The organism is Micromonospora sp. CB01531, from assembly GCF_001905095.1.
Lineage (GTDB): Bacteria > Actinomycetota > Actinomycetes > Mycobacteriales > Micromonosporaceae > Micromonospora.
The window spans coordinates 17605-44009 of record NZ_LWLS01000112.1 but is presented as its reverse complement, the minus strand read 5'-3'; the positions used below and the strand labels follow the sequence as shown (position 1 = coordinate 44009).

At 72.1% G+C, this 26405-nt stretch carries 22 protein-coding genes and 1 pseudogene; 8 read left to right on the top strand and 15 right to left on the bottom strand.

Annotated features, from left to right (window positions below):
• Window positions 1–352 precede the first annotated feature (352 nt).
• Both A6A27_RS34140 and A6A27_RS34135 read left to right on the top strand, forming a co-directional pair.
• On the top strand, window positions 353–1543 hold the full coding sequence (locus A6A27_RS34140) for a cytochrome P450 family protein (protein ID WP_073838779.1): 1191 nt from the start codon (window positions 353–355) through the stop codon (window positions 1541–1543).
• 228 nt (window positions 1544–1771) lie between these two features.
• Window positions 1772–2401: pseudogene (locus A6A27_RS34135) on the top strand (transposase family protein); the annotation flags it as partial.
• A 49-nt stretch (window positions 2402–2450) separates the two neighbouring features.
• Here the strand turns inward: A6A27_RS34135 and A6A27_RS34130 are convergent.
• A complete protein-coding gene (locus A6A27_RS34130) occupies window positions 2451–2759 on the bottom strand; it encodes a hypothetical protein (RefSeq protein ID WP_083673094.1) in 309 nt (102 codons plus the stop codon).
• Between the two features lie 87 nt (window positions 2760–2846).
• Window positions 2847–3029 carry a hypothetical protein gene (locus tag A6A27_RS34125; protein WP_241825591.1) on the bottom strand — a complete coding sequence of 61 codons (183 nt, stop codon included), beginning with the start codon at window positions 3027–3029 and terminating at the stop codon, window positions 2847–2849.
• 583 nt (window positions 3030–3612) lie between these two features.
• On the opposite strand from A6A27_RS34125, the gene A6A27_RS45340 reads away from it, so the two are divergent.
• Window positions 3613–4725, top strand: a complete 1113-nt coding sequence (locus A6A27_RS45340) for a hypothetical protein (RefSeq protein WP_198940569.1) — start codon at window positions 3613–3615, stop codon at window positions 4723–4725.
• A gap of 75 nt (window positions 4726–4800) precedes the next feature.
• On the top strand, window positions 4801–5499 hold the full coding sequence (locus A6A27_RS45335; protein ID WP_198940568.1) for a zinc ribbon domain-containing protein: 699 nt from the start codon (window positions 4801–4803) through the stop codon (window positions 5497–5499).
• A 30-nt stretch (window positions 5500–5529) separates the two neighbouring features.
• Here A6A27_RS45335 and A6A27_RS34115 read toward each other — a convergent pair whose 3' ends face one another.
• Window positions 5530–5889, bottom strand: a complete 360-nt coding sequence (locus tag A6A27_RS34115; RefSeq protein WP_073838777.1) for a hypothetical protein — start codon at window positions 5887–5889, stop codon at window positions 5530–5532.
• An 868-nt stretch (window positions 5890–6757) separates the two neighbouring features.
• Here A6A27_RS34115 and A6A27_RS34110 point away from each other — a divergent pair.
• Window positions 6758–7936 carry a PstS family phosphate ABC transporter substrate-binding protein gene (locus A6A27_RS34110; protein WP_198940567.1) on the top strand — a complete coding sequence of 393 codons (1179 nt, stop codon included), beginning with the start codon at window positions 6758–6760 and terminating at the stop codon, window positions 7934–7936.
• Window positions 7937–8034: 98 nt separating this feature from the next.
• Here the strand turns inward: A6A27_RS34110 and A6A27_RS34105 are convergent, their stop codons facing one another.
• Entirely contained in the window at window positions 8035–8889 is an 855-nt protein-coding gene (locus tag A6A27_RS34105) for a S1 family peptidase (protein ID WP_073838776.1), read from the bottom strand.
• Window positions 8890–9073: 184 nt separating this feature from the next.
• Here A6A27_RS34105 and A6A27_RS34100 point away from each other — a divergent pair, with 184 nt between their 5' ends.
• On the top strand, window positions 9074–11869 hold the full coding sequence (locus A6A27_RS34100; RefSeq protein ID WP_073838775.1) for an FAD-binding and (Fe-S)-binding domain-containing protein: 2796 nt from the start codon (window positions 9074–9076) through the stop codon (window positions 11867–11869).
• Between the two features lie 67 nt (window positions 11870–11936).
• Window positions 11937–12359 carry a glutaredoxin domain-containing protein gene (locus A6A27_RS34095; protein ID WP_073838774.1) on the top strand — a complete coding sequence of 141 codons (423 nt, stop codon included), beginning with the start codon at window positions 11937–11939 and terminating at the stop codon, window positions 12357–12359.
• A gap of 20 nt (window positions 12360–12379) precedes the next feature.
• Here the strand turns inward: A6A27_RS34095 and A6A27_RS34090 are convergent, their stop codons facing one another.
• The 7 genes from A6A27_RS34090 to A6A27_RS34060 all read right to left on the bottom strand — a co-directional run bounded on the left by A6A27_RS34090 (window position 12380) and on the right by A6A27_RS34060 (window position 19486).
• On the bottom strand, window positions 12380–13549 hold the full coding sequence (locus A6A27_RS34090; protein WP_198940566.1) for an MFS transporter: 1170 nt from the start codon (window positions 13547–13549) through the stop codon (window positions 12380–12382).
• 211 nt (window positions 13550–13760) lie between these two features.
• The gene (locus tag A6A27_RS34085; protein ID WP_073838772.1) at window positions 13761–15185 is read right to left on the bottom strand and encodes a M1 family metallopeptidase; all 1425 of its coding nucleotides are present in this window, start codon (window positions 15183–15185) and stop codon (window positions 13761–13763) included.
• Window positions 15186–15584: 399 nt separating this feature from the next.
• The gene (locus tag A6A27_RS34080; RefSeq protein ID WP_073838771.1) at window positions 15585–16823 is read right to left on the bottom strand and encodes a styrene monooxygenase/indole monooxygenase family protein; all 1239 of its coding nucleotides are present in this window, start codon (window positions 16821–16823) and stop codon (window positions 15585–15587) included.
• A 17-nt stretch (window positions 16824–16840) separates the two neighbouring features.
• Complete coding sequence (locus A6A27_RS34075; RefSeq protein WP_443190025.1) at window positions 16841–17431, bottom strand: GTP-binding protein; 591 nt, start codon at window positions 17429–17431, stop codon at window positions 16841–16843.
• Entirely contained in the window at window positions 17424–17759 is a 336-nt protein-coding gene (locus A6A27_RS34070) for a DUF742 domain-containing protein (protein ID WP_198940564.1), read from the bottom strand. The genes A6A27_RS34075 and A6A27_RS34070 overlap by 8 nt, the downstream gene beginning before the upstream one ends.
• Before the next feature lie 24 nt (window positions 17760–17783).
• Window positions 17784–18242 (bottom strand): roadblock/LC7 domain-containing protein, encoded by a 459-nt coding sequence (locus tag A6A27_RS34065; RefSeq protein WP_073838770.1) that lies wholly within the window; start codon window positions 18240–18242, stop codon window positions 17784–17786.
• The gene (locus A6A27_RS34060; protein WP_143194310.1) at window positions 18239–19486 is read right to left on the bottom strand and encodes a sensor histidine kinase; all 1248 of its coding nucleotides are present in this window, start codon (window positions 19484–19486) and stop codon (window positions 18239–18241) included. The genes A6A27_RS34065 and A6A27_RS34060 overlap by 4 nt, the downstream gene beginning before the upstream one ends.
• A gap of 264 nt (window positions 19487–19750) precedes the next feature.
• Between A6A27_RS34060 and A6A27_RS34055 the strand changes: the two genes are divergently transcribed.
• A complete protein-coding gene (locus tag A6A27_RS34055; protein ID WP_073838768.1) occupies window positions 19751–20377 on the top strand; it encodes an SGNH/GDSL hydrolase family protein in 627 nt (208 codons plus the stop codon).
• 27 nt (window positions 20378–20404) lie between these two features.
• On the opposite strand, the gene A6A27_RS34050 is transcribed toward A6A27_RS34055, so the two are convergent.
• The 4 genes from A6A27_RS34050 to A6A27_RS34035 are packed head-to-tail and all read right to left on the bottom strand — an operon-like array spanning window position 20405 to window position 26404.
• Window positions 20405–23167 carry a glycoside hydrolase family 38 C-terminal domain-containing protein gene (locus A6A27_RS34050; RefSeq protein WP_073838767.1) on the bottom strand — a complete coding sequence of 921 codons (2763 nt, stop codon included), beginning with the start codon at window positions 23165–23167 and terminating at the stop codon, window positions 20405–20407.
• Window positions 23167–24297 (bottom strand): Gfo/Idh/MocA family protein, encoded by a 1131-nt coding sequence (locus A6A27_RS34045; protein WP_073838766.1) that lies wholly within the window; start codon window positions 24295–24297, stop codon window positions 23167–23169. Before A6A27_RS34045 ends, A6A27_RS34050 begins: the two co-directional genes overlap by 1 nt.
• The gene (locus A6A27_RS34040) at window positions 24294–25205 is read right to left on the bottom strand and encodes a sugar phosphate isomerase/epimerase family protein (protein ID WP_198940563.1); all 912 of its coding nucleotides are present in this window, start codon (window positions 25203–25205) and stop codon (window positions 24294–24296) included. The genes A6A27_RS34045 and A6A27_RS34040 overlap by 4 nt, the downstream gene beginning before the upstream one ends.
• On the bottom strand, window positions 25196–26404 hold the full coding sequence (locus A6A27_RS34035; protein ID WP_073838765.1) for a CehA/McbA family metallohydrolase: 1209 nt from the start codon (window positions 26402–26404) through the stop codon (window positions 25196–25198). The genes A6A27_RS34040 and A6A27_RS34035 overlap by 10 nt, the downstream gene beginning before the upstream one ends.
• Window position 26405 lies beyond the last annotated feature (1 nt).

The following is a 26405-nucleotide window of genomic DNA, read 5'->3' as shown; positions in this document are numbered from 1 at the left end:
AGGCTGTGCCGCCGCGGGAGAGCGTAAGCACACCAACGTCGTAACGGGGCTCGTACCACTGCGAACGTCAGCCGTCGTTCATCGCGGAGACGTCGGGCCTGCAACTCCTCCTCTTGCTGTCAGTGGCCGGTCAAGGTCACCGGCATCTACCGGGCCCACCGTTGCGGCCCATGACGGCCGTCGCGCCCGGGGAAAGCCCTGGTCCGCATACTGGCCCGCACCCTGGCTTTCCAAATAGAGCCCTCTGACTGTCGTCTTTGCCCAAGCGATGGATTAGCGTCGACTTCCAACCCGCGAGGGCGCAAACAGGCCGTCAAGCGGGGGAAATCAATCCACTTCGAAGGGAGCTGCTGTGGACCATCGCGGCGATAGCATCGCGTTAAACGACGTGCTCACAGACCCGGACACAAGGACCGACCTTCAGAAGCAAGGGCCGGTACACCGTGCGACACTGCCCAACGGAATGCCGGTCTGGTTGGTGGTTGGCTACGACGAGGCCGTCGCGGCGCTGAACGACGACAACCTCTCGACGGCGTTGGCGACCGGGGGACTCGACGGCGGAGCGCTCAGCCCAGACATGCGGGACGCCCTGCTGAAGAGTCTGACCAACTCCGATCAGCCGGACCACACGCGCCTTCGTCGCCTGGTGTCCAAAGCCTTCACCGCCCGTCGCGTCGAAGCTATGCGACCGTGGATCAGCCGACTGACCGACGAGCTGATCGACGGCTTCGCGCAGCACGATCAGGTCGACCTGATGGCCGAGTTCGCCGCACCGTTGCCGATCCTGGTCATCACCGAACTGCTGGGCATCCCCGAAGCCGACCGGCCGCAGGTCCGGGCCTGGTCCCGAACAATCATATCCCGCCTTGGCATGCCCGACTTCCCGGTGCGGGCTGCCACAGAATTTGTGGAATACCTGCGCGACCTGATCGCGCAAAGGCGCGACGATCCCGACGAGGGCCTGATCTCCGCGCTCATACGGGCCAGGGACGAAAACGACGCCCTCAGCGCGAACGAGCTCACCGCGACGATCTTCTTGATGATCGTCGCTGGACACGACACAACCCTGAGCCTGATCGGCAACGGCGTGTACTTGCTCATGCAGAAGCCCGATCGAGCCGCGCAGCTGCGCGCGGACCCCAGCCTGCTCCCCGCAGCGATCGAAGAGTTCTTGCGCCTGGAAAGCCCCGTTCCGGTGGCCAACTTCCGGGCCGCAGTCAATTCGTTTGACATCGGCGGGACGCGCATCTCGGCAGGCGACCTCGTCGTCATCAGCCTCCAGGCAGCCAACCGGAACGACTCCCAGTTCTCGGACCCCTCCCGATTCGACCTGGCCCGAACGAAAGGTCGACACCTTGCCTTCGGCCACGGGATCCACTTCTGCCTGGGAGCTCCGCTGGCTCGGCTGGAAGGCGAGCTGGCTATCGGGACCTTGCTCAAGCGCTTCCCGGATCTGAGGCTCGCGGTTCCCGCTGCCGAACTAACCTGGAGTCAGGCGCCATTCATACACCGGCTGGACAAATTGCCGCTCTTGTTGTCCTAATCCTCGATCCCCGAACTGTCACCGACGACATCGCCGTTGACCTGGCCAGCCCCGGGCTGGACCTGACCGAAGTGCACATCGACCGGGCCTGCCTGGCCTCGAGCATGGTGGCTGTTCGAAGTTGAGCGGGATTCGCGTTGGATTGGGTCCGGATGTGAAGAGCTCGCAGCTCATCAGCGATCATCTGAGTGTCTGGTTCGGATGGTCTCAAAGTGAAGAGCTGCGCTCATGGTCCACGATACGGCCCGGCTGCTGGGCTTGGACGGCCTGATGGTGGAGCGAGTCGAGCTGGACGCCGATGGTGTCCCGCTAGTGGACGTGTCCACCGGTGATGAGCAGGCACGATGTTGCACGCGGTGCGGGCAGCGGGCGACCCGGGTGAAGCAATGGACCACGACCAGGCTGCGGGACCTGCCGGTGGGCGGGCGGCCCGTGCGACTGCGCTGGCGGAAGCGACGCTGGTACTGCCTGACGGTCCGGTGTCCGCGGAAGTCGTTCACCGAGCAGGTGGTGCAGGTCCCGGCCCGGTCGCGGTTGACCTGCCGGCTGCGTGAGGCGGCCGGGACGGCGGTTGCCGATGCTGGCCGGACGATCGTGCGGGCCGCCCGCGACCACGGCATCTCTTGGCCGATCGTGGCGGCCGCCTTCACCGCACACGCCACCGCAGTGCTGCCCGACGAGCCGGACCCAGTCGAGGTGCTGGGAATCGACGAGGTCCGCCGGGGCAAGGCCCGCTGGAGCTACGACGAACCGGCCGCCTCGTGGACCACCACCGCCGACCGATGGCACGTCGGCTTTGTGGATCTGTCCGGTGGGCAGGGCCTGCTCGCCCAGGTCGAAGGCCGCACGCGTGATGCTCGATCGAGCCGTCCTGAGAGGGCGGCTGGGCGTGAATGTTCGCGCTCGGTCAGGCCGCGCGCCCGGCCTGGGTGGCGTGGGCGATCGCGCGGCGCAGCGCGGACAGGGACACGGGTCGGTCGTTCTCCAGCTCGGTCAGCCCCAGCTCGATCCACTCGCGGATAAGGGTGGATGCCTTCACGCCGGCGGCGTCGGCGGCGGCGCGTACCCGCTGGTCCAGGTCGACCGGCAGGCGTACTCCACGCATCACCATCGGCTCGGTTTCGGGCGCCGGCGGCAGCTCGACCTGAGCGGTCTCGTCGTACTCGACCTCACCGCGGGCGAACGCCTCAGCCGCCCGGACCATGTCCTCGCTCATGCGTTCATCTCCCATGCCTCGAACCGCTTCAGCTCCGCCGGGGTCATGTCCCGGGCCCCGATGATCTGCTGGTCGATGTCGCCGACCTTACGGACCGGCCACGACCAAGGGCCTTCCGGCCTGGGTGCGTCCCATGACCGCGATGAACGGCACGCCGCCGCTGCTGGCAGCCAGCGGCAGACGCCGCCGGGCCGCGAGCACCTGCGCGACCTCGTACGGCTCGACGCCTGCCAGCGCGGCCAGGGCCTCGGGAAGCCAGTCGTAACCCACGAGACGAGTGTAATGCGTTCGTTGGACAACGGCACCGCCTCGAACATGATGCGGTCCTGGCGTTTCTACGACCATCTGCGCACCGACGCCGACGCGCCGGCGCGTAGGGCGCAGATCGGCAGCCGTACCCTCGTGCTCGGCCATGACAGCGCGGACCCCACCGCCCTGCAGACGATCCGGGAGATCGGGGACCATGCCAGGCTCGCGGCCGCCGTCGACTCGGCATTCCCCCGGCAGCGAGGTGGCCATCAGCGTCGAGGCCGGGCGGTTCGAGCTTCGGCTGCGGCAGCCGGGTCTGCTGAGGGCGTTGGGCGCCGCCGCGAGCTTGCATCCGGAGCTGTTGCAGCCCCTCGCCAGGCTGACCAACTTGATTAGGAATCGTCGGTGATCCTAGGTTAACCGTGTGGACCGTGGCGCTTCGCTTTTGGGCTGGTTCGGGGGAGATTCCGGTGAGGTGGGCCGGTTGTGATCGTGGGTTCTCTTGGATCGATGGCGGGGCGATGAGCCGGTGACCGGGAAGCTGCCGCTGGCCGGGGGCTTGACCTCCCGCACCGCTTGCGCCCGTGCTTTGCTCCGATCAGGGGTGGACGAGGAGAGCGGTGAGGTTCTGTCGCAGGCGGTGCTGGCGCAACGTGTTGGCTGGTGTGCCGATCTGGTGGTGGGCATGGTGTCCGGCCTGTTGGCGGAGCGGTGGAACTGCGCGGATGTGGAGGCGTTGGCCTCCGGACAGGACGCGGGTGGCCGGAAGCTTCCGTCGAACGCGTGGATGGCGCTGCGACGCTTGGGCTGGACCGCCACCGCGCCTGAGGGTGTGAGGGTCAATGACCGGATCGTGCGGATGGCGCAGGAGCAGGCGGGGCGGGCACTTCGTTCGGCGTCGTGGCGTGCTGATCTGACCGGCGGGGTGCTGGCGACGTGGCCGGCCGATCCTCGTGAGCGCACCGTGCAGGAGTGGGAGCAGGTACGCAAGGCGGTTCCGGGCGGGGAGCATCTGCCGTCCAGCATCGTCAAGTCCCGCACGCGGCAGGCTGCGAAGTTCCTTGCCGTCACTGGGCGTCTGCCGGTGGACGTGCTCGAGCTTGAAGGCGTCCCGAGGGTCGCGCGGATGCTGCTGTTGGCCGCGTGTGATCGGCAGCAGGCCACCATCGAACGCAGCGACACCGAACCCGGGAGGGTGTTGCTGCGGTTGCAGCTTCCCACCCGGCCAGATCCGAGAGCGTATCGGGATTGGACGTGGGTGGCCTGTCCGATCCTGCTGCCGCCCACGGTCCCCGCGGGCGCGGTGCTGCACCTGCCCACCCTGCGCGTGACCGGCCGGCAGGTGCACGCCGACCTGGCATACAGCCACCCGGTGCCGAAGGCCCGGCGGACCGGCCACACTGTCGCGCTCGGGGTGGACTGGGGGCTGAACACTCTCCTCGGCGCGGGAGCCCTGCGCCGGCACGAGGACGGGCGGATCACCGCGTTGGGGGCCGGTGGCCAGTTCCGCGCCGCCGGGGTCCTCGCCAAACAGCACCGCCTGCGCCGGCACAGTGAGCGGCTGCACGCCAAAGCCGACCACTACCAACGCCTCGCCGGCCGTGACGAGCGGCATCACCTCGTCGGCAAGCACGAGGTGCTGCGCGCCGAGATCCGGCACGTCTCCGACCGCCGCCAGAACCTGAACGCCGCCCTCTCGTGGGCCGCCGCCAGATAGGCCGTCGACCAGGCCATCGCCTCCCGGGCGACCGTCATCTACGTCGAGGACCTGCGGTCGTTGGAAGCGCGGGGCATGGGCGCCACACTTAACACTCGGCTGTCGCAGCAGGTGCGCGGGCAGATCGTCGACCGGATGCGGCACCTCGCCGCCGAGGCGGGTATCGCCGTGGTCACCGTCCCCGCCCGCAACACCTCGAAGCACTGCCCCCAGTGCCTGACACCGCTACGGCACTGTAAGGCCCCCGACAAGCCCACCACCCCAGGCTGGAAGTGGGCGATCTGCCCCCACCAGTCCTGCCGCTGGCAGGGCGACCGCGACCACGGAGCATGGCGGCGCATCGCCGCCCGCGGCCTCACCCACCAGGCCAAGACCGTCACCGACAAGGCCAGCGGTCAGATGGTCATCCGCGCCGTGGTCGACAAACTCGAAGCATCGGCGGTCATCACGAAGACCTGCCGGGGGGACCGGTCGAAGGCTGGCCCCACCCGGCGCAAGCCATCACGCCCCGCGCCCAGGCGACGCAGGGCACCCTCCCCCACCCGGCCCCACAGCCGGGCGGGTAAGCGTCCGGAGGGACACGCACCAACGGACCGGAGGCTGCCCCGCGCAGCCCACCGACACCAAGGCGTGACGACGATCAGCACACCCACCATCGGCCACCAGCCACGCGGAGCCGCGTTGGGCGCGGGATTCCACTTCCACGCCCACGCCTCCCCACCACGGTGGGAAACGATCCCGGAAACTCAATCCGACTCAGGATCACTAAGCTGATCAGGGACGCTGATGGTGTAGCCGCTGGACTCACTGAGTCCGAGGTAGATGGCGCCGGAGGAGAACAGGTCGAAGGTGCTGATGCCCGCCGCCGCTCCACGAGGCCAGCGGCGGCGTCGCCGGGCCGACGACCATCTTGCCGGTCACCCGCATGTCGCCGCCGAAGGAGCTGCGGTTCTCGACCCAGAGGCAGCCGCTGTCGTTGCCGGCGACCCCACCGAAGCCGACGTACACGCCGGCGGCGTTGAGCAGGTGCAGGCGTTCCGGACCGCCGATGTGCAGCCGGGTGCCGCCGTTGATCCAGCTCCAGTTGGGCAGGGTGAGGTTCCCGTTCACCCACGCGTTGCCCTGGACGGTCAGGTCCCCGTTGCCGGTGCCGTCCCTGAACACGGTGACCCCGCCGCTGGCCCGGACCGAGGTTGCCCTCGGCGGTCAGCGACAGGCCGCCGCGCACGCGCAGGGCGCTCGCGCGCAGCTCCCGCACACCGAGGTCGGCGTACGGCTTGCTGCCCTCGGCGTAGCTGAGGTTCGGCCCGTCGGCGCTGCGGTCGACCAGCTCGAAGCCCTTGCCGGCGCGGAACGACAGCTGGGCGTGCTGTATCCCCCACAACCATGGGTCCGACGACGGGCGCCCCGATCCGTCTGGGGTGGTTGAACGTCTACTCAGGTCTTTCGGCTGACGGGGACCCGACGGTCGCTTGCCGGGGCCGACGGGCGGGCGCTGGTGCGCCGTCCACCAACGTTCGCCGGGTTGGCCGCCGACTGCGGGCCTCTCGTTGGCCGCTGGCGTTGACACCTGCGGCGGTCAGCTCGTGGACGTTGACCGGCGTCCGGGCTCGCGGACCTTTTATCCGGGTGCTCGACGCGCCCGACAGCAACCGCTACGAAATCTATGGTCATAAATTACACAAGGGATGCGCGGTGTCGGCATACATGCCTAGAGTCTGCGGTCAAGGCCATCCATAACATCTATGAAACACAATGGACATGATTGTCCATTCGGCCCCGCCCCGCCATGATTGCGCCGGCCGAGTGAACGGTGGACAACGACCGAACGTCGCATGGAAACCGGGTGATCGCCCAGGATCTTAATTGCCGGAGCTGTTGTTCCGTCCTGGCGAGGCATCGCACTCGCCACGTGGCCGACCATTGGTCGACTGGCCAATGGTGTCGGTTCCTCGCGGAATCCGAGGCAAGCTGTGTCAGATTTCTCCGGAAAGTGAGTTGAGATCCCATCATGAACAGACTCTCACGGGGCGTGAGCGTCCTCGGTCTGGTTTCCGTCCTCGCAGTCAGTGGCGCAACCGTCGTGCAGGCGACTGGTAACGACTCCTCGGCAGGGCTGGTCTCCTGGGGCGTTCCGCATCTGCCGACGAACATCCCACTCACCGAGGAAGAGAAGGCGAGGGGGCGAGAGCACGGCCGTGCCCTGCCGCAACCGGAGTTGCTCCAGCCGTCCCTTGACCCCGCCCTACCCACCTTCCAGCCCGCGTACCAGGGCAACGAACTCAGGGGTGACCTGAAATGCGCCTCGTCTGACGTCCTGCCCGGCCTCGCGAAGGCGTGGATCGCCAAACTGAAGGAGTACTACCCGAAGGTCAACATCTCGGTCGACCCGCCCTACGCCGGCAGCCTGGGTGCCCTGGAGTTGATCGAGGGCAATCTGGACTGTGTCTTCGTGTCCCGGGAGCTCAAACCCACGGATGTCTCCGGCTTCCGCGAGGCCTTCGGCTACGACCCGTTCAGCGTGCCGATTTCAGGTGGCAGCTACCGGCATTATGGATTCCTGGACGCCATCGGCTTTGCTGTGCACAAGGACAATCCGATCGGAAGGCTGTCATTCGACCAGCTCGACGCCATCCTGTCGACCACGCGTCACCGCGGCGGTGCGCCGATCCGGACCTGGGGCGACCTGGGGCTCACCGGCGAGTGGGCGGACAAGCCGATCCACATCTATGGCATTGCGCCGTGGAACGGCTTCGAGGAATTCACCCGCCAGCGGGTGCTGAACTACAACGGTAACCGCGGTGAATGGCGCTCCGGCGTTGCCGCCCCGGGTGTCCCGAAGGATCCGGACGTCACCTGGGAGAGCACCGTCTTCAAGGTTGCCGAGCATATCGCCAACGACAGGTACGCCCTTGGCTACACCGGTTTGGCGTACGTGGATCAGCCGGTGAAGATGCTGGCCCTGTCCGATCACAACAACAGTCCGGTATACGCGCCGACCTACGAGAACGTCGCCACTGCGGAATACCCGCTGAGTCGGCTGATCTATCTGAACTTCAACCGTGACCCGCAGCGACCGGTGAACCCAATCTTCGCAGAGCTCCTCCGCCTGATCCTCAGCGAACAGGGCCAGCAGATCGTCAGAGCCCAGGGGATCTACCTGCCGCTCCGGTCCGAGCAGGTAGTCCGAAGCAGAGAGATGCTCCGGTAATCGATCAACAATGGCCTTCCCGGCGTGCGGCAGCCGGGAAGGCCATTGTCGCGGTGTCGGGCCTACCGTTACAGCGGTGGGCTGACCGGGGCGGTGGGTCAGTAGACGGTCACGCCGTAGGCGCTGGCCGCCTCCGGGACGGGCTGGTAGAAGGTGGTGCCGCCGGACCGGCAGTCACCGCTGCCGCCGGAGGTGATGCCCAGCGCCTTGGTGCCGTCGTAGAGCGGGCCGCCGGAGTCGCCCGGCTCGGCGCAGACGGTGGTCTGGATCATGCCCTTCACGGTGCCGCTGCCGACGTAGCGGACCGTGACGTTCAGGGCGGTCACCGTGCCGCTGTGCGTGCCGGTGGTCGAGCCGGTGCGCTTGACCGCCTCACCGACGAACGCGTTCGCGGCGGTGTAGCCGCCCGGGTGGGTCAGCGACGTGTTGTCGTAGCGGACCAGGGCGTAGTCGTTGCCCGGGAAGCTGGAGCCGACGGTCGGGCCGATGAGGGTGCTCTGGCTCGAGTTGGTGTACCAGGTGTTGGCCACGTTGCCGCAGTGCCCGGCGGTGAGGAAGTAGTAGGTGCTCCCCTTGACCACGTTGAAGCCGAGGGAGCAGCGGTAGCCGCCGCCGTAGATGGCATTGCCGGCCGACAGCAGCGGGCGGAAGGTGCCCCGGGCCCGGTCGACCCGGATCGCGCCCGCCTGGGCGCCGGCGCTCTTCTTGAGCGTGGCGAGTTCGGCGGCGGAGACGCTCTCGTCGGCGGTCACCAAGACCCGGCCGGACGCCCTGTCCAGGTGCCAGGCGATGCCCTCCACTCCGGAGGCGCCGACGGCGGCCTCGACCCGGGCGAGCTGGTCGGCGGTGTAGGTCTGCGGGGCGGCCGAGGCGGCGCCCGGCACGGTGAACGCGCCGGCGGCCACCAGCCCGACGGCCGCGGCGAGCAGTGGGGTGAGTCGGCGGATTCTCACGGTCTCCTCCTTGGAGGGTGCTGGCCACCGGTTGCGTCGGCGCCTCGGACGTCGCCGGGGAGCGCGTCGGGGTTGACCTCGGCGAACGCTTCAGCCGCGAGTATCCATCCACGTCGATGCAAATTGCAAGGGGTCGATTGCTGCCGGATCACCGCTGGTTAGGGTGGAACCGGGGAGGTGGGCGATGACGCCGGAGATGACTGGGACGCTGCTGGCCGGGCTGGAGGCGGCGGTCCCCGGCGGGGTGCGGACCCGGGCCGCCGACCGGCTCCGGCTGGCCCACGACGCCTCCCACTACCTGCTGCACCCCCGCGCGGTGGTCACCCCGACCAACGCCGACCAGGTCGCCGCGCTGCTGCGACACAGCCGGCAGACCGGCACGCCGCTGACCTTCCGCTCCGGCGGCACCAGCCTCAGCGGGCAGGCGGTCAGCGACCAGCTCCTCGTCGACACCCGCCGGCACTTCCGCGGGCTGACGGTGCTCGACGACGGCCGCCGGGTCCGGGTGCAGCCCGGGGTGGTCCTGCGGCAGGTGAACAACCGGCTCGCCCCGTACGGCTGGCGGCTCGGGCCGGACCCGGCCAGCGAGTCCGCCTGCACGGTCGGCGGTGTGGTCGCCAACAACTCCAGCGGGATGACCTGCGGCACCGAGTTCAACACCTACCGGACGCTGGAGTCGCTGCTGCTGGTGCTGCCCAGCGGCACGGTGCTGGACACCGGCGCCCCGGACGCCGACGCCCGGCTCCGGGCCACCGAGCCGGAGCTGCACGCCGGCCTGCTGCGGCTACGCGACCGGGTCCGCGGCAACCCCGACTCGGTGCGCCGCATCCGCGCCCAGTACGCCATGAAGAACACCATGGGGTACGGGGTGAACGCCTTCCTCGACCACGACTCGCCCGCGGACCTGCTCACCCGCCTGGTGGTCGGCAGCGAGGGCACCCTCGCGTTCGTCGCGGCGGCCACCTTCCGCACCGTACCGGCGCACCGGCACGCCGCCACCGGCCTGTTGGTCTTCGACACCCTGGCCGCCGCGATGGCGGCGATGCCGGTGCTGGTGGCCGCCGGGCCGGCGGCGATCGAACTGCTCGACGCCGCCGCGCTGCGGGTCGCCCAGCGCGACCCGAAGGCGGACGCCGCGCTGCGCGGCCTCGCGGTCCGCGACCACGCTGCGCTGCTCGTGGAGTGGCAGGAGTCCGACCCGGACGCGCTCGCCGAGCGGGTGGCGGCGGCCGGACCGGTGCTGGCCGAGCTGCCGCTGACCACCCCGGCCCGGCTCAGCGGCGAGGCGGCCGCCCGCGCCGCGCTCTGGCACATCCGCAAGGGCCTGTACGCGGCCGTCGCCGGCGCCCGCCCCTCGGGCACCACCGCCCTGTTGGAGGACATCGCCGTCCCGGTGGCGGCGCTCGCCGACACCTGCGCCGCGCTCGCCGACCTCTTCGACCGGCACCGGTACGAGGAGAGCGTGATCTTCGGCCACGCCAAGGACGGCAACCTGCATTTCATGCTCAACGAGCGGTTCGCGCACGGCGAGGCCCCGGCCCGGTACGCCGACTTCACCGAGGAGATGGTGGATCTGGTCCTCGGCCACGGCGGCACGCTCAAGGCCGAGCACGGCACCGGCCGGGTGATGGCCCCGTACGTGCGGCGCCAGTTCGGCGACGAGTTGTACGCGGTGATGCGCGAGGTGAAGACGCTCTGCGACCCCGACGGGGTGCTCAACCCGGGGGTGCTGCTCAGCGACGACCCCGACGTCCACCTGCGGCACCTGAAGACCGTGCCCACGGTCGAACCCGAGGTGGACCGCTGCGTCGAGTGCGGCTACTGCGAGCCGGTCTGCCCCAGCCGCGACCTGACCACCACACCGAGGCAGCGGATCGTGCTGCGTCGGGAGATCGCCGCCGCCCGCGCCGACGGCGACCTCGCGTTGGCCCGGGAGCTGGCGGACGCCTACGACTACGACGCGGTCGACACCTGCGCGGTCGACGGCATGTGCGCGACCGCCTGCCCAGTCCTCATCAACACCGGCGACCTGGTGAAACGGCTGCGCGGCGACCGCACCGGCAGCGTGGCGCAGGCCGGTTGGCGCGGGGCGGCCAACCGGTGGGGCGCGGCCACCCGGGGCATGGCCCGCGGCCTGGACCTGGCCGGCGCGCTGCCGCCCGCGCTCCCCGAGGTGGCCACCCGCGCGGCCCGCGCCGTGCTCGGCGCCGACCGGGTCCCGCAGTGGCGACGCGACCTGCCCCGCGGTGGCCAGGTCCGCCGGCCGCGCCCGGTCGACGAGCCGGACGCGGTCTTTGTCCCGTCCTGCCTGGGCACGCTCTTCGCACCCGCCGAGGGCGGGTCGGGTGTCGCCGCCGCCGTGCTCACCCTGGCCGCGCGGGCCGGGGTGCGCCTGCTCGTGCCGGACGGGGTGGCCACCATGTGCTGCGGCACACCCTGGTCGTCCAAGGGCCTCACCGCCGGCTACCAGCGCGTCCACGACCGGGTGCCGCCGGCGCTGCGGGCGGCCAGCCGCGACGGGGCGCTGCCCGTGGTCAGCGACGCGGCCTCCTGCACCGAGGGCTTCGCCAAGCTGCTCGCCGAGGCCGGTCCGCTGCGGGTGGTCGACGCCGTCGCGTACGCCGCCGCGGAGCTGCTGCCCCGGCTTACCGTGCGGCGCCGGCTCGGCGCCCTCGCGCTGCACCCGACCTGCTCGTCGACCCGGCTGGGGCTGGACGAGGCGCTGCTCACCGTGGCCCGGGCGATCGCCGACGAGGTCGTGGTTCCGGACGGATGGCAGTGCTGCGGCTTCGCCGGGGACCGCGGGCTGCTGCACCCGGAGCTGACCGCCGCGGCCACCCGCGAGGAGGCGGCGGCCGTGTCCGCCCGGCCCTTCGACGGGTACGCCTCGGTCAACCGGACCTGTGAGATCGGGATGGCCCGGGCGACTGGGCAACCGTACCGCCACCTGCTTGAACTCCTGGCTGACGCGACGGCCTGAGGCCTTCGCCTGGCCGCCGAGGCCGGCGCGCAGGGCGACCCGGCGGTGGCGGGTAGCATTCCGCGGCGTGCTGCGGAGTTGGTGGTTGGCGTGCGTGATGCTGGCGTGCGGGGTGTACGTCGCGGTCACCCAGGAGGTCCGCGGGGTCGCGGTGACCGAGTTCCTGATCTTCCTGGTGCTGGCGGTCCTGTTCTCCCCGCTGGTCTTTCCGCGGTCGCTGTCGGCCGGGCAGGCGCAGCAGCGCAGCGCGCGGGACGGTCGACCCATCGTGTACTGGCGGCCCGGCTGCCGGTACTGCCTGCGGTTGCGGCTCCGGCTCGGCCAGCGGGCCGGCCGGGCGTACTGGGTCAACATCTGGCGTGATCCGGCCGGCGCGGCGGCGGTCCGCGCCGTCACCGGCGGCGACGAGACGGTCCCGACGGTCGTGGCGCGCGGCGAGGCGGTGGTGAACCCGGAGCCGGCGTGGTTGCTCCAGCGGCTGACCCCGTAGCGGGCGGCGGTAGCACCGGCTCAGGTCTGGCCGCCACCGCCGGGAGACCTCAGGTGGACGCGGTGTCGGAGGGGTCCGGTGAGGAGCCAGGCGGCGAGGACGGCGGCGGCGATTCCGGAGACCAGGAGGGGGAGGGTGCCGTCGCTTCCCCAGGCGAGCCCGGCCCACAGACCGGCGCCCAGGACCGCCAGGCCGGTCAGCCCTTGGAACATGCCCTGGCCGGAGCCCTGTTCGTGGCTGCCCAGGAGTCCGGAGATCCAGGCTTTCCCGACTCCGTCGGTGAAGGCGGTGAATCCGCCGTAGGCGGCGAAGAGCAGCCACGCGGCGGTGTGGGAGCGGGTCAGCCCGAGCCCGGTGTAGGCGAGGGCGAACAGGATCAGGCCGGCGCCGAAGACCGTGGGTGGTGACAGCCGATCGGCGATGACCCCGGCCGGGTAGCTCAGCACGGCGTAGACCGCGTTGTAGGTGACGTAGGCGCCGATGACGGCGGGGACGGAGAAGCCGATCTCGTTCAGCCGCAGGAGCAGGAGCGCGTCGGGGAAGTTGACCAGGCCGAACAGCGCCAGGACGGCGACCACCCGCCAGTAGCGGCCGGGCAGCTGCCGCAGGTGCCAAGTGCCGGTGCGAGGAAGGCGGCGGGGTGCCTCGCGGACGGCGACGACCAGGACGGCGCTGGCCACGGCGGGCACCACGGCGATGATGAGCAACGGCCGGATGTGGTGGTGCAGCAGCTCGTAGCCGGCGAGACCGATGAGCGGCCCGATTACCGCGCCGGCGGTGTCCATCGCCCGGTGGAACCCGAACGCCCGCGCTCTGGCGGCCGCCGGCACTCCGGTCGCGATCAGCGCGTCGCGGGGCGCACCCCTGATGCCCTTGCCCAGCCGGTCCACGCTGCGACCGGCGAGGACGACCGGCCAGACGGTGGCGGCGGCAATGACGACCTTCCCGAGCGCGGCGAGCCCGTACCCGAGGCCGATCATCGGGCGGGCCCGGAATCGGTCGGCGATCCGGCCGCTGACGATCTTGCTCAACGCGGCGGCGCCCTCGGCGATACCTTCCACCACCCCCACCACGGCGGCGGGCGCCCCCAACACGGTCGTCAGGAAGATCGGCAGGATCGGGTACAGCAACTCCGACGCGGCGTCCTGTAACAGCGACACCCCGGACAGGACCTTCAGGTTCCGGGTCAACCAGGAACCAACGGGCTGACCAGCGTTCGGCTCAGCGGGCGGCTGCTCAGTCATGTCACCCCCGACCCGCGCGGACCCTGCCGTCAACGGTGGCAGACCGGGGACCTCGGCGGGGCCGATCCCGCACCCCGGCACACCGCGCTCGCCGCGCTGGCCCTGGTCGTCGCGGCCGCTGGGCCCCGCGACCGACCGGTCGCGGGGCCCGCCGGCGTCACCAGGTGGTGGGCTTGCCCTTCTGGTAGAGCCACACGTCGAAGAAGGCGTCGAGCTGCTGCCCGGACTCCTTCTCGGCCAGCGCGATGAAGTCGGCCGTGGTGGCGTGGCTGTAGCGGTTGCTCGCCGCCCACTCGCGCAGGATGCGGAAGAAGGTGTCGTCGCCGACCTTGCCGCGCAGCGCGTGCAGTGTCATCGCACCCCGGTTGTACGGGATGCTGCTGAACATGTCGACGGGGCCCGGGTCGGCGAGGACGGTCTGCCAGAACGACGACGAAGCGGCCCGCCCGTAGTTGCTGCTGCTGTTGAAGGTCTGGCTCACCGACGCGCCGCCGTTGTACTCGGTGTACATCCACTGTGCGTAGGTGGCGAAGCCCTCGTTGAGCCAGATGTCCGACCAGCGCTCCGGCGAGACGCTGTCGCCGTACCACTGGTGGGCCAGCTCGTGGGCCATGGTGCCGACGCTCGCCGTGCTGGAGAAGATCGGCTTGGTCTGGGTCTCCAGGGCGTAGCCCACGTTCGGGGCCCGGTCGATGATCGCCCCGGTCGAGGCGAACGGGTACGGGCCGAACTTCGAGGCGAAGAAGTCGATCATCTTGGGGATCTGCGCCACCGCCGGCGCCGAGCCGGCGACCAGCCGCGGGTCGACCGCGACGTACACCGGGATGCCGCTCGGCGTGGTCGACTCGGTGACCACGAAGTTGCCGATGGTGATGGTTGCCAGGTAGGTGGCCATCGGCTCGGTCGAGTCCCAGACGAAGGTGGTCCAGCCGTCCTGGGTCTCCTGGGAGAGGAGCTGGCCGTTGCCGACGGCGGTGAGGCCCTCCGGCACCTTCGCGGTGAAGCGGAAGGTGGCCTTGTCGGTCGGGTGGTCGTTGGTGGGCAGCCAGGCCGGCGCGCCCTGCGGCTCCCCGGCCACGAAGACGCCGTCGTCGGTCGGCACCCAGCCCTCGATCGACCCGTCCGGGTCGGTGATCGGGCCCGGTACGCCGGCGTACTTCACCACCACGGTGAACATCTGCCCGGCCTTGAGCTTCGGGCGCGGGGTGACGATCAGTTCCTGACCCTCGCGGGTGAACTCGTGCGCGTGCCCGTTGACAGTCACCGAGGTGACGTCCGGGCCGCGGAAGTCGAGGTTGAACTGGTCGAGGTCCTGGGTGGCGACCGCGGTGATCGTGGCGGTGGCGTCCATGAACCGGGTGGCCGGGTCGTAGGCGAAGTTGAGGTCGTAGTGCTGGACGTCGTACCCGCCGTTGCCCTGGTCAGGGAAGTACGGGTCGTTGACGCTCGCCGCACCGGCAGAGTAGCGCGGAGCACCGGGATTGCCGGGTGCCGCGCCGGCCGCGTCCGGTGCCACCGCCGACCCGGCAGCCACCAGGGCGACCGTGGCCAGCGCGGCGCCGCGCAGGCGTGGGATGGTCATGGGAATCCTCTCTCCGGGAAAGCCAGGACAGCGCTGGCCTTCAGTTGAGTAGGCCCTATCCACCCGCACCGACGCGAAGTCGTCAAGATCTACAGGCGAGCCTCGCCTTTCCGGCCCACCCGGTCTCGCCCGCCAGGAGGGCTCCCGGGACCGGGTGGGCCGGGATCTCTGGCGGAACTGGGACTGTCGCCGCCGGCGGTCGACCCTGGTCGCGGCGCCGCCGCAGGCCGCGCCGGCGTTGCAAAGGCGGAGGCCGGCGGCGGCCAGGCGACGCCGGCGGCGGGAGGCGGGTGCTGATCGGCCCCGCATCAGCTACCCCGCCGACCTCAAGGGCAAGACGATCGCCTCCACCGCCGCAGCCGGGAGCCACCGGGGATGGGTGGATGCCGGCCCGCCGGGTCAGCCGGGAACGCTGGCCAGGTAACGCTCGGCGGCGTCCGGCGTCATGAACCAGTCCCGGAAGTCGTTCGGGTCGCTGAAGCCGTTGGCGAAGCGGCGGGCGACCACCGGGTTCCCCGCGGCGGCGCCCAGGATCTGCTGCACGTGCGGCGGCAACGGTTGCAGCATCGCGTTGGTCCAGCCGGTGACCGCCTCGCCAGCGGCCGTCCAGAACCGCTCGAAGGTCTGCGTCATCCACTCCCGGTCGAACGGCCGGTCGCCGCGCTCCATGATTGACTCCAGGTACGAGTACGCGCACTTGGCCGCGGTGTTGCTGCCCTGACCGGTGATCGGGTCGTTGGCGACCACCACGTCGGCCATGCCGAGCACGAGCCCGCCCGAGGGCAGTTCGGCCACCGGGCGGCGGACCGTCGGGGTGTACCGGCCGGAGAGGGTGGCCCGGCCGTCGGTCAGCTCCACGTCGCTGCACCGCTCGTAGACCCACGGGGTGTAGCGGCGGGTCAGGTCGAGGGTGAGCTTGAGGTGCTCGGCCGGGTCGCGCCGTTCGGTCCACAGGTCCAGCGGGCCGCCGGGCACCGCCTCCCAGAAGAGGATCTCGCACGGGCCGGAGTGGGTCAGCGCCGGGATGACGAACAGCTCACCCAACCCCGGAACGGCGTTGAAGCCGACGTGCGGCATCGGCAGCAGCGGGTCCGGGGCCATCCCGTGCACGTACGCCACGGCCAGCCCCCGCTGCGGCGTGTCGTAGACCGAGCGCTGCGGGTCCCGGTCGAAGACGGCCACCAGGTCGCCCTTGCCGGCGGCCACGACGGTCAGGTCGTAGCGGCCGAGCCGGGTCAGCCCGTCCAGGTCGGCGGTGGTCACCGTCTGGTAGAGCACGGTCCCGCCGCGCTGCTCGAACAGCTCCAGCCAGGCGGCCATCTTGATCCGCTGGTCGGTGCTCTGCGCCGGTTCGTCGATCGGGCACGGGATCCGCAGCGCCCGCTCGCCGGGCGGGGCGGACAGCGAGACCTGCAGCCCCTCGATCCGGGGGGCCAGGTCCTGCCACAGATCCAGCCCGTACCGGCGTTCGGTGGCCAGCGCGCTGCCGAACATCGCCTGGGTGCTCATCACCCAGCCGCGGCGGATCTCGTCCGGCGTACGGGCGGACATGACGGTCACGTCGTAGCCCTCGGCGAGCAGGCTCAGGGCGAGCTGGAGCCCGGACTGTCCGGCCCCGACGATCAGGATCTTGCGCATCGTTCCTCCAGGTTGAGCTACCGGCCGGCGAGCGCGCCCGCGGTCGGCCGGACGGTGCGGGACATGGTGTGTTCCACGACCGTCAGCAGCGCCCGCGCCACCGACGACGGATCACGGGCGTCGCAGGCGGTCAGCGGTACGCCGGCGGGTAGCGCGAGCGCCTCGCGTGCCTCCTCGAGCGGGTGGTGCAGCACCCCGTCGAAGAGGTTCACGCAGACCACGAACGGCAGGTCGCTGTCCTGCTCGAAGTAGTTGACCGCCGGGAACGCGGCGGCCAGGTTCCGGGTGTCGGCCAGCACCAGCGCGCCGACCGCGCCCCGGCACAGGTCGTCCCACATCGGCCAGAACCGGGGCTGGCCCGGGGTGCCGAACAGGTACAGCACCAGGTCGGGGCCGATGGTCAGCCGACCGAAGTCCATCGCCACCGTCGTGGTCTTCTTGTCGATCCCCGGGTCCATCCGGTCGACGGTCTCGCTGGCCGCGGTCATCCACGCCTCGGTGTTGATCGGCGGGATCTCCGAGATGGACGCGACGCAGGTGGTCTTGCCGACCCCGAAGCCGCCGGCGATGACGATCTTCGCCGAGGTCAGCAGGGGGGCATCAGGCAAGCTTGCGGAGGCCATCGCGCAGTCTCTCCAGGAGGCGGAAGTCGACGTTGTGGTGGTCGGTGTGGATCAGCAGCCGGTCGGTGGCGGCCAGGTCGTCGACAACCACCCGGGTCACTCCCAGCGACATCCCGCAGACCGCCGAGAGCTCGGCCACGGAGCGGGCCGCCCGGCGGGCATGCTCGTACAGCGTCCGGGCCTCGGGCAGCAGCGCGGAGGCGAAGACGGCGTCGTAGTGCGGCACCGACACCAGGGTGTGCACCAGCAGCGGCTGCCGGGTGCGGGTCCGCCCGGCGGTCAGCACGTACGGCCGCACCTTCCAGTAGGTCATGGACATGATCTCCTTCACCCCCGGTCAGCCGGGCTGACTGGCGGTCATCCGGTGCAGCTCGTGGCGGACCTGTGGGGTGAGGGCGTGCCACACCGCGCCGACGAACTGGGTCATCCGGTACGAGACGACCCGCAGGTCGCAGCCGGTGGCGGCGGCGACCGCCAGGCCCGCCGAGTCGCCGACCCGCATGAACAGCAGGTGCCCGCGGGGCAGCCGGACCGTCAGGTACTCGGAGGCGCCGAGGTCCAGCAGGGACGCGCTGCGGTCGGCCATGCTCAGCAGGCCCGCGGTCAGCGCGGAGAGCTGGTCACCGAGGTCGCGGTTGACGCTGCGGGAGGCGGCGAGCTGGAGGCCGTCCAGGGACACCAGCATCGCGTGGGTGACCCCGGGTACGTCCTCGGCGAACTGACGGATCAGCCAGGCGCAGTCGGGCAGCCCCTGGCCGGTGGCCGCCGGGCCGGTGCGGGGGTATCCGTGGGTCATCGCTGCGGTCCTTCGTCGCTGGTGGTCCGGGCGTCACTGACGCCGGCGGCGAAGGCCGCCGTCTCGTCCGGCCACGCCTCGGGTGGGGATCCGGCGCCGGGGTCGGCCGGGGGCGGGGGCGCCGCCGCGGGGTCGTCCCGGACGCTCGTCGGTACCCGCCGGGGCAGGCCGCCGGACGGCTGCGGTTCGGCGGCCTGGCCGCCCAGCGTGGCCAGGCGCACGGTCGGCGCATGGGTGCTGTCCGGGGGCGTGGCCATCGGCGTACTCCAGGGGTCGGTGCCGCCTGCGATAGGTGGGGGTGGCCAGGCCGGCGGCGGGGGGATGGGCACGCCGGCCTGGCCGGGTACCGGTCTGGGCGGGGGCGGCCAGACCGGCGACGGGGTGGCGGGGTCCGGGCCCGCCGGGGTGGGGATCTCGCAGAGCAGTGCGCCGGGGACCAGCACGGTCGCGGTGGTCCCGCCCGAGGGCCGGTTGGTCAGGGTGACCCGCAGCCGGTGGCTGCCGGCCAGGTGGGCGACGACGGCGAGCCCGAGGTGGGCCGCGGGGTCGAGGGTGGCCGCCGGGCTGAGCGGCCGGCCGCCGAGCAATGCGTTGAGCTGGGCGACGTGATCGGGGTGGAGGCCCACCCCGGCGTCCTCGATGCGCAGCAGGACGCCGCCGTCCTCGGTGATGAACGCCGACACGATCACCGGGGCGGTGGGCGGGGAGAACCGGGTGGCGTTGTCCAGCAGTTCGGTGAGCACCCGGATCACGTCGTCGGCGGCGAACTCGACCACCGCCAGGTCGAGCACGTGACCCATCCGGATGCGGGGGTAGTGCTCGACGGCCGAGCTGGCCGCCCGGACAACGTCGACCAGGGGGACGGTCTGCGGGTTGGCGTCCTCGACCCGGCGGCCCAGCAGGACCTGGAGGTTCTCCGCGTGCCGCCGGATCCGGGTGTTCGCGTGGTCGATCCGGTAGAGCCGCTCCAGCCGGTCGGGGTCCTGCTCGTCGGCCTCCACCGCCTCCAGGTGGGAACCCATCTGGTACGCCGACGCCATGATCCGCATCGCGAACTGCTCGCAGATCGCCGGCCAGGGACTGGGTGGCGGTTCGTCCGGGGGCGGTGGGGGCGGCGCGGGCGTCTCCTGTGGTGCGACGTCCCACTGCGCGACGGTCGGATCCAACCAGCGCGCCGCCCGCTGTCGCCAGGTGACCCGGCGTCGACCAACTGTGGACACTGGGGTGATGTCGGAGCTTCTCACGAAATTACCGGCCTGTCCGTGGTCGTCGGCTCTGGCATGGTGCAGCAGTCAACCATCGTTTGTGTGCCGATTGCAACGGTCAAGGTCAACTTAGGGTGGTTTTCCCGCTCTCCCCGCCGCGTTGCCACGAATGCTTGATCGGGTTCGAGGGCCGGAACGCAACAGCCGGATGGCGGATTTTCCCTCACGTTTCGGCCGGACGTCAGCCGTGGAACGGCTGCGGCATGATCATGGGCGGATCGTCGAGCGGGAGGAGACGGGTGGATGACGGTGGCGGTGCCGCCCAGCGGGCGGGTGCTCTTCATCGGTGACAGCATCACCGACGCCGGCCGGGACCGGTCCTGCGGTGAGGACCTCGGCACCGGGTACGCGATGATGGCCGCGGCCTGGTTCACCGCGCGCCACCCCGAGCACCGGGTCAGCTTCCGCAACCGGGGGATCAGCGGCGATCGGGTACGCGACCTGCGCGTCCGCTGGGAGACCGACTGCCTGGCCCTCGCCCCGCAGGTGGTGTCGGTGCTGATCGGGGTCAACGACACCTGGCGGCGGTACGACCGGGACGACCCGACCAGTGCCGAAGAGTTCGCCCGCGACTACCGGCACATCCTCCAGGAGACCCGCCGGCTGGGCGCCCGCATCATCCTCGTCGAGCCCTTCGTCATTCCGCTCGACGACGCCCAGCGCACCTGGCGGGAGGATCTCGACCCGAAGGTCGACGTGGTCCGCCGCCTCGCCGCCGAGTTCGACGCGACGCTGGTCGCCGTGGACGAGCTGTTCCAGGCCGCCGACGTCGACGACCGGGTGTGGACCCGCGACGGCGTACACCCGACCCCGTTCGGCCACGCCCTGATCGCCCAGGCCTGGCTGCGGGCGGTCACGCCGACGGCCTGAGGGCCGGGCACCCGCCCGGCCCTCACGTCAGCTCGTCAGGTCCAGTTGGACGGTGGCGATCTCCCACGCCCGCAGCGGCAGTCGGACCAGGCCGTCCCCGTCGACCGGCAGGGCCTCGCCCGGCCGGCCACGCAGGTCGGCCCGCGAGGCGCCGCGTACGCGGCGGCCGGCTCCGATGACGGCGGCGGTGTCGCGGGTCGCCACCATCCGCAGCTCGACCCGGCCGTCCCGGTGCCGGACGCTGGTCAGCGTGACGCCGTCCCCGTCGACCGTCAGCCCGGTCACCGGCGCCGGCAGTCCGGCCGACGGGTCACCGGCGCCCGGGAAGGCCAGCAGTTCGTGCCGGTACGCCTCGGCCGCCGCCGGTACCCGGGCAGAGTCCCAGTCGCCCCGGAACGGCAGCACCGCCAGCTCGACGCTGCGCTCGCCCCGGCACTGGGCCTGCGGCGTGGGCAACTGCGGGCCGGCGGGTTCGTCCCGCAGGGCGTGCCGGTTGCGGGACAGCATCCCGATCGCCCGCAGCACGGTGATCGCCAGCTCCCGGCCGGACTCGGTCAGCTCGTACTCGGTGGGCTGGGTCAGCAGCACCGCGAGCGAGCCCTCCGCACCCCCGGCCGCGACGAAACCGGAGGCGGGAAAGGTCGGCAGCGGGACCTCGCCGCCCCCGCCCTCGGCGGTCAACCCGCGCTCGACGACCGCGAACTGGCCTTCGGCGTACGAGGAGCGGGCCGGCGCCGGCAGCGGCAGGTGCAGCCGGACCCGGTGGTCGTCGCAGCGGTTGTCGAAGGCGAGCCGCAGCCGGGCGAACGGCTCACCGGCGCGGACCTCCACCCGGGTGGTCACCGTGACCGTCTCCCGCTCCACCCGGCGCGAGCCGGCGTCCACGTCCGCCCCGACCGGCCACCGGTACTCCCGGATCACGTCGAGCACGGCGACCACCGGGCCCTCGTGCACGACGACGGTACGCACCGCCCGGGGCTTGTCGACCAGTTCGTCGGCGGCGGGTGGGGCGTAGTTGTAGCTGTCGCCCACGTCGCCACCGTCGACGAGCCGGCCGACCCCGGCGACGCTCAGCCCGTCCGGGGTGGACAGCCGCAGCGTGCCGTCCTCGGCGACCTCCACCCGCAGCAGACCGTTGTCGACCGTCCGGCCGGCCACCGCGACCGGCGTGCTGCCATCCGGCGCCGGGCCCGCCGGGGTGCCCGGGGGCAGGGCGACCGGGCGGACCGCGGCGTGCCCCAGCGCGGGGACGTCCACCAGCGCGGCGACGGTCATCCGCGGGGCGGCGACGATGCGTACCCGCCACCGGTCCGGGCCGGTGGCCGCGGCGAGCGCGAGCCGGACGTCCTCGACGTCGAAGGCGGGATCGCCGTGCCGGGCCACCTGGAAGGTCAGGGTGGCGTCGGCAGGGGACACCGACCAGCCGGTGATCTCCTGTCCGTACAGCTCGGTTCCGTGCACCCGGGTGAGGATCGCGGGCAGGTCGGCGGCCGGCACCACGTCGTCGGCGAGCAGCGTCCGTGCCTGGTCGAGGACCTGGGCCGGCGCGACCCTGCCGTCCGCGCCGGCCAGCCCGACCGGCCCGTCCGCCGGGGCCTCGACGTCCAGCCGCACCAGCGCCGTCCGGGCCGCCGGGGTCGGGTTGAACAGCAGGTACCCGTCGCGGGGCACCGCGCCGGCCAGCCGCGCCCCGACCAGGTCGCAGACCGCCCGCCCGAGCTGGTCCGCCTCGGCGAGCCGGGCGGCCACCTGCTCGGCCGTCTCGTCGCAGCCGCAGCCGGTCACCGAGTCGTGGCAGCTCGCGTCGATCAGCCGGGTCCAGGCCATGTCCAGGAACCGCTGCACGGACGGGTCATGGTAGAGCGCGGCGAGCGGTTCGGCGTACCGCTCGACGCGCCGCTCGGCCCGGCCCATCGCCTGCTTGAGGTGGGCGCGTACCGAGATCACACCGGGCAGGATGTTGGCCCGGGCGTGCGAACGCAGCTCGCCGGCCACCGTGGGTAGCCCGTCCACCGTGGTCGGCTGGGTGGCGAAGTACTCGGCGAGGGTGCCGAGCCGCAGCCGCACCCCGTCGACGGCCGCGGCGGCCAGCCGGTCCGGGGCGTCCGGAGCGGGCGCGGCGTGGTCGGTGCCGTACATCGCCAGGATCGGCGTGTCGTCGCCGGTGGACCGCCAGCCGCGCAGCCGCTCCGCCAGGTCGGTGGCCCGGCGGGTGACCAGCCGCGGGTCGTCCATCAGCCCGGCGGCGTTGCCGTAGCCGCCGGGTAGGTACTCGGTGCGGATCGTGGTGCCGTCCGGGGACTGCCAGGCGAACGCGTGCGACCGGACCCGGTCCGGTACGCCCCGGAACACGCAGGCGTGGGCCAGCCCGGCGCCGGCCAGCAGCTGTGGCATCTGCGCGATGTGCCCGAACATGTCGGGCAGGTAGCCGACCGGCATGGCCCCGCCCAGCGCCGCGCTGCGGGCCAGCCCGCGCTCCAGGTTGCGGACGATGTTCTCCCCGGAGCAGAGGAACTCGTCGAGCAGGATCTGCCACGGCCCGACGGCCAGCCGGCCTGCCCGGACCAGCGCGATCACCTGCTCCCGACGCTCCGGGCGTACCTCCAGGTAGTCGTCGACCGCGGCGAGCTGGCCGTCCAGGGTGAACCGCTGGCGTTCGTCGGTCGCCATCCGGTCGAACACGTCGTCGAGCAGCGCCACCAGCCGCAGCCGGAACCGCTGGAACGGCTCGTACCACTCCCGGTCCCAGTGGGTGTGTGGCACCACGATGATCTCGGTCGGCCCGTCCATCAGCTCGCCGCCTCTCCGCCGATCGCCGCCCCGGTCAGCTCCCCGTAGCGGCGTACCACCTGTTGGCTGGTGCGTAGGTCGGCCGCGCCCTCGGCGACGCCGGTCAGCGGGCGCGTACCCGCGGTCACCATCGCGTGGAAGGCGACCAGTTCCTGCTCGAACGCCTCGGTCACCGACCGGAACTGCGCTCGCCGCTCGCCGCCGCAGTGCCGGTCCACCGCGGTCAGCGTGGTCGGTGCGTTGAGCAGGTACGGCGACGGGAAGACCAGCTCCAGGGCGCCCCGGGCGTGGTGCAGGGTGACCGTCTCCCGGTAGGCCGGGCAGTCCGGCAGGTTGAGCCAGCGGATGCCGTACCGGCCGCCGGCGGGCAGCCGGCCGGAGATCTCCACCGACGGCTCGGCCGGCCCGTCGGGCGTCAGCGGCCAGGTCGCCACGTGGTCCACCGTGGCCGGCGGCCCGGTGAACAACCGCAGCAGGGACAGGTCGTGCGAGATGCTGTTGATCAGGATCTGGTAGAGGGCGCGCGCCGTGACGTCCCCGCCCACCGCGGCGTCGAGCAGCCGCGCGTCGGCCTCCCGCAGCCGGGACTCCGCCGCGGCCGGCACGTCCCGCGGTGGCGGGGGCAGGTGGGCGAAGGCGAGCTGCTGCTCCCCGGCGGCGTGCAGGACGGTCACCTCGACCGCGTGCACCGCCGCCGCACCGCCGATCCCGTCCAGCAGGCGGGCGGCCTCGGCCACCGCCGGGTCGTACTGCTTCATGTAGCCCACCATCAGCGCCGCCCCGGTCAGCCGGTCCGTTTCGGCGAGGGTGTAGGCGAGCGGCTTCTCGCAGAGCACGGGCAGCCCCCGGTCCAGCGCCGCGGCGGCGAGTTCGCCGTGTGACCCGGAGGTCGCCAGCAGCACCGCGTCGCAGCCGCCGCCGTCCAGCAGGTCGGCCGCGTCCGCATACCGTCGGGCCGGTTCGACGCCGTACTGGTCGCCGAGTTCGGCCAGCCGCGCGGGGGACAGGTCGCTGAGCGCGACGACGTCGAACAGGTCGGCGCGGCGCTGCAGCAGGGGCAGGTGCACCGTACGGGCGATGACGCCCAGCCCGGCCACCGCGATCCGGATCCGCTTGCCCGGTTCCGTCATCGCCGCACCTCCGCCAGCCAGCGCAGGTTGGCCCGCTGGTCGGCGCGGATCCGATCCAGGTTCCGGCCCCGCTCGGGCGCGTCCTGCTCGATCACCAGCCAGCCGGTGTAGCCGGTCTCGTCGAGCCCGCGCAGCACCCCGGCGAGGTCGACGTCGCCGGCGCCCAGGGCGCAGAACCCGCCCGCGGCGACCACGTCGCCGAGGCCGCCGCCGGCGTCGCGGGTCCGGCGGTGCGCGGCCAGGTCGGCGTCCTTGAGGTGCACCTGGCCGGTCCGGCCGGCCCAGCGGTGGACCGCCGCGACCGGGTCGCCGCCGGCCAGGGTCAGGTGCCCGGTGTCGAGGCAGATCGCCACGTCGGTCAGTTCCAGCAGCCGATCGGCCTCCGCCTCGGTCTCCACGTCGGTGCCCAGGTGGTAGTGGAACACCGGCTCCAGGCCGCGGTCCCGGCACCGGTCGACGGCCTGCTGCACCCGGGCGGCGAAGCCTGGCCAGGCGGCGGCGGGCAGCGCCGAGGCCAGGTCCGGCGGGGTGCCGGGGCGGGCCATCCGCGCCGGGTTGGCGGAGCAGGCCAGGGTGGGCCGGGGCGCGAAGCGCGGGTCGTCGACCGGCGCGGCGGTGAACACGTCCAGGGCCGCGTCGAGCTGGGCCAGGTCGGCGGTGAACCCGTCCGGGTCGGCGAAGCGCAGGTCGACCCAGCCGCCGGCGAGCCCGACGCCTGCCGCGGTCAGCCGGCGGGTGAGCACCTCGCCGGTCCCGAGGTAGCCGATCGGCCCGGAGTCCACGCCGGTGTAGCCGTCGGCGGCCAGCGACGCGAGCAGGTCCTCCGGACCGACGTCCGGGTCGGTCGCCTGGTAGATGCCGTAGTTGACCGGGGCTCCGGCCACTCTGGTGCGTCCGGTCAGCTGCACAGTGCGATCACCTCCATGCGGTGGGATTCCAGGACGTGCAGCCCGTCGGCGGCCGGTAGCAGGCACCGGTCGCCGCGGACGACCCGGTGCCGGCCGTCCGGGTAGCCGAGCAGCGCGCTGTCCGCGTCGAGCGCCAGCAGCTCGTCGCCGAGGCGCAGCAGCCGGGGCGCGTCGGGGCCGGCGGAGATGGCGGTGCGACCGGCGGCCAGCGCGGCGCGGACGGCCGCCTCGTCGGTGGGGTCGCCGTCGACGAGCACCCAGGTGGTCGGCGCGCCGGGCAGCGCGTCCGCGCCGGGCCGGTGGAAGTCGCTGCCTCCGATGGGTACGACGTCCGGCCGCCACGCCTGCGCCCAGGCGAGGGGGGCGCCCCAGGTGCGGTCCCACCAGCCGGAGTGCCACACCTCGGCGAGCCGGGTCCGGGTGGTGAGCGGCTGCCGCCAGGCGCAGTCGCCGCCGAGCGGGTGGTTGACCGACATCAGCCCGCCGGCCCGCTCCGCGGTGGCCAGCCACTCGTCCGGCGGCTGCCGGAAGTCGATCCAGCCGACCGGGCCGAAGACGTTGGCGTGTCCCCGGTCGGTGGTCACCTCCTGCCCGGGCACGAGCGTGATGCCGTAGCGGGCCGAGGCGGCGGGCAGCCAGGGGTGGTGGCTGACGGTGTTGTGGTCGGTGACGGCGAGGAAGTCCAGGCCTCGCGCGGTGGCGAGGGCGGCCAGTTCGTCGACGGTGTACGCGCCGTCGCTGTGCACGGTGTGCGTGTGCAGGTCTCCGGCGAGCCACCGCCGCCCGTCCACCTCGGGCAGCGCGGGGCGGGGCGGGCGTGCCGGTCGGGGCGGCGGCTCGGGCGCGGCCGGCGGGGCTGGGGAGCGGGTGCTGGTGGTGGCGGTGACCTCGTAGGGCAGCCCGTCGGGCGGGATGCGGTGCAGCCGGAGCAGCACCTGCCATTCGCCGGGCACCAGCTCGCCGGGCAGATAGCCGGGGGTGGCCCAGTCGGCGGTGATGGTCCAGCCGTCGCGGGCGCCGCCAGACCAGCCGCGGAAGCCGGTCGGCCCGAGGCAGCCGAGGTCCAGCACGCCCGCGTCGCGGGGGTGGTCGAGGCATACGGTGAGTGCGGCGGTGCCCGGGGCCACGGTGACCGGGAGGGCGCGCATGATGCTCTCGGCGCGGTCCCGCAGCGTCCACCTGCCCCGGTGCGTCACCATG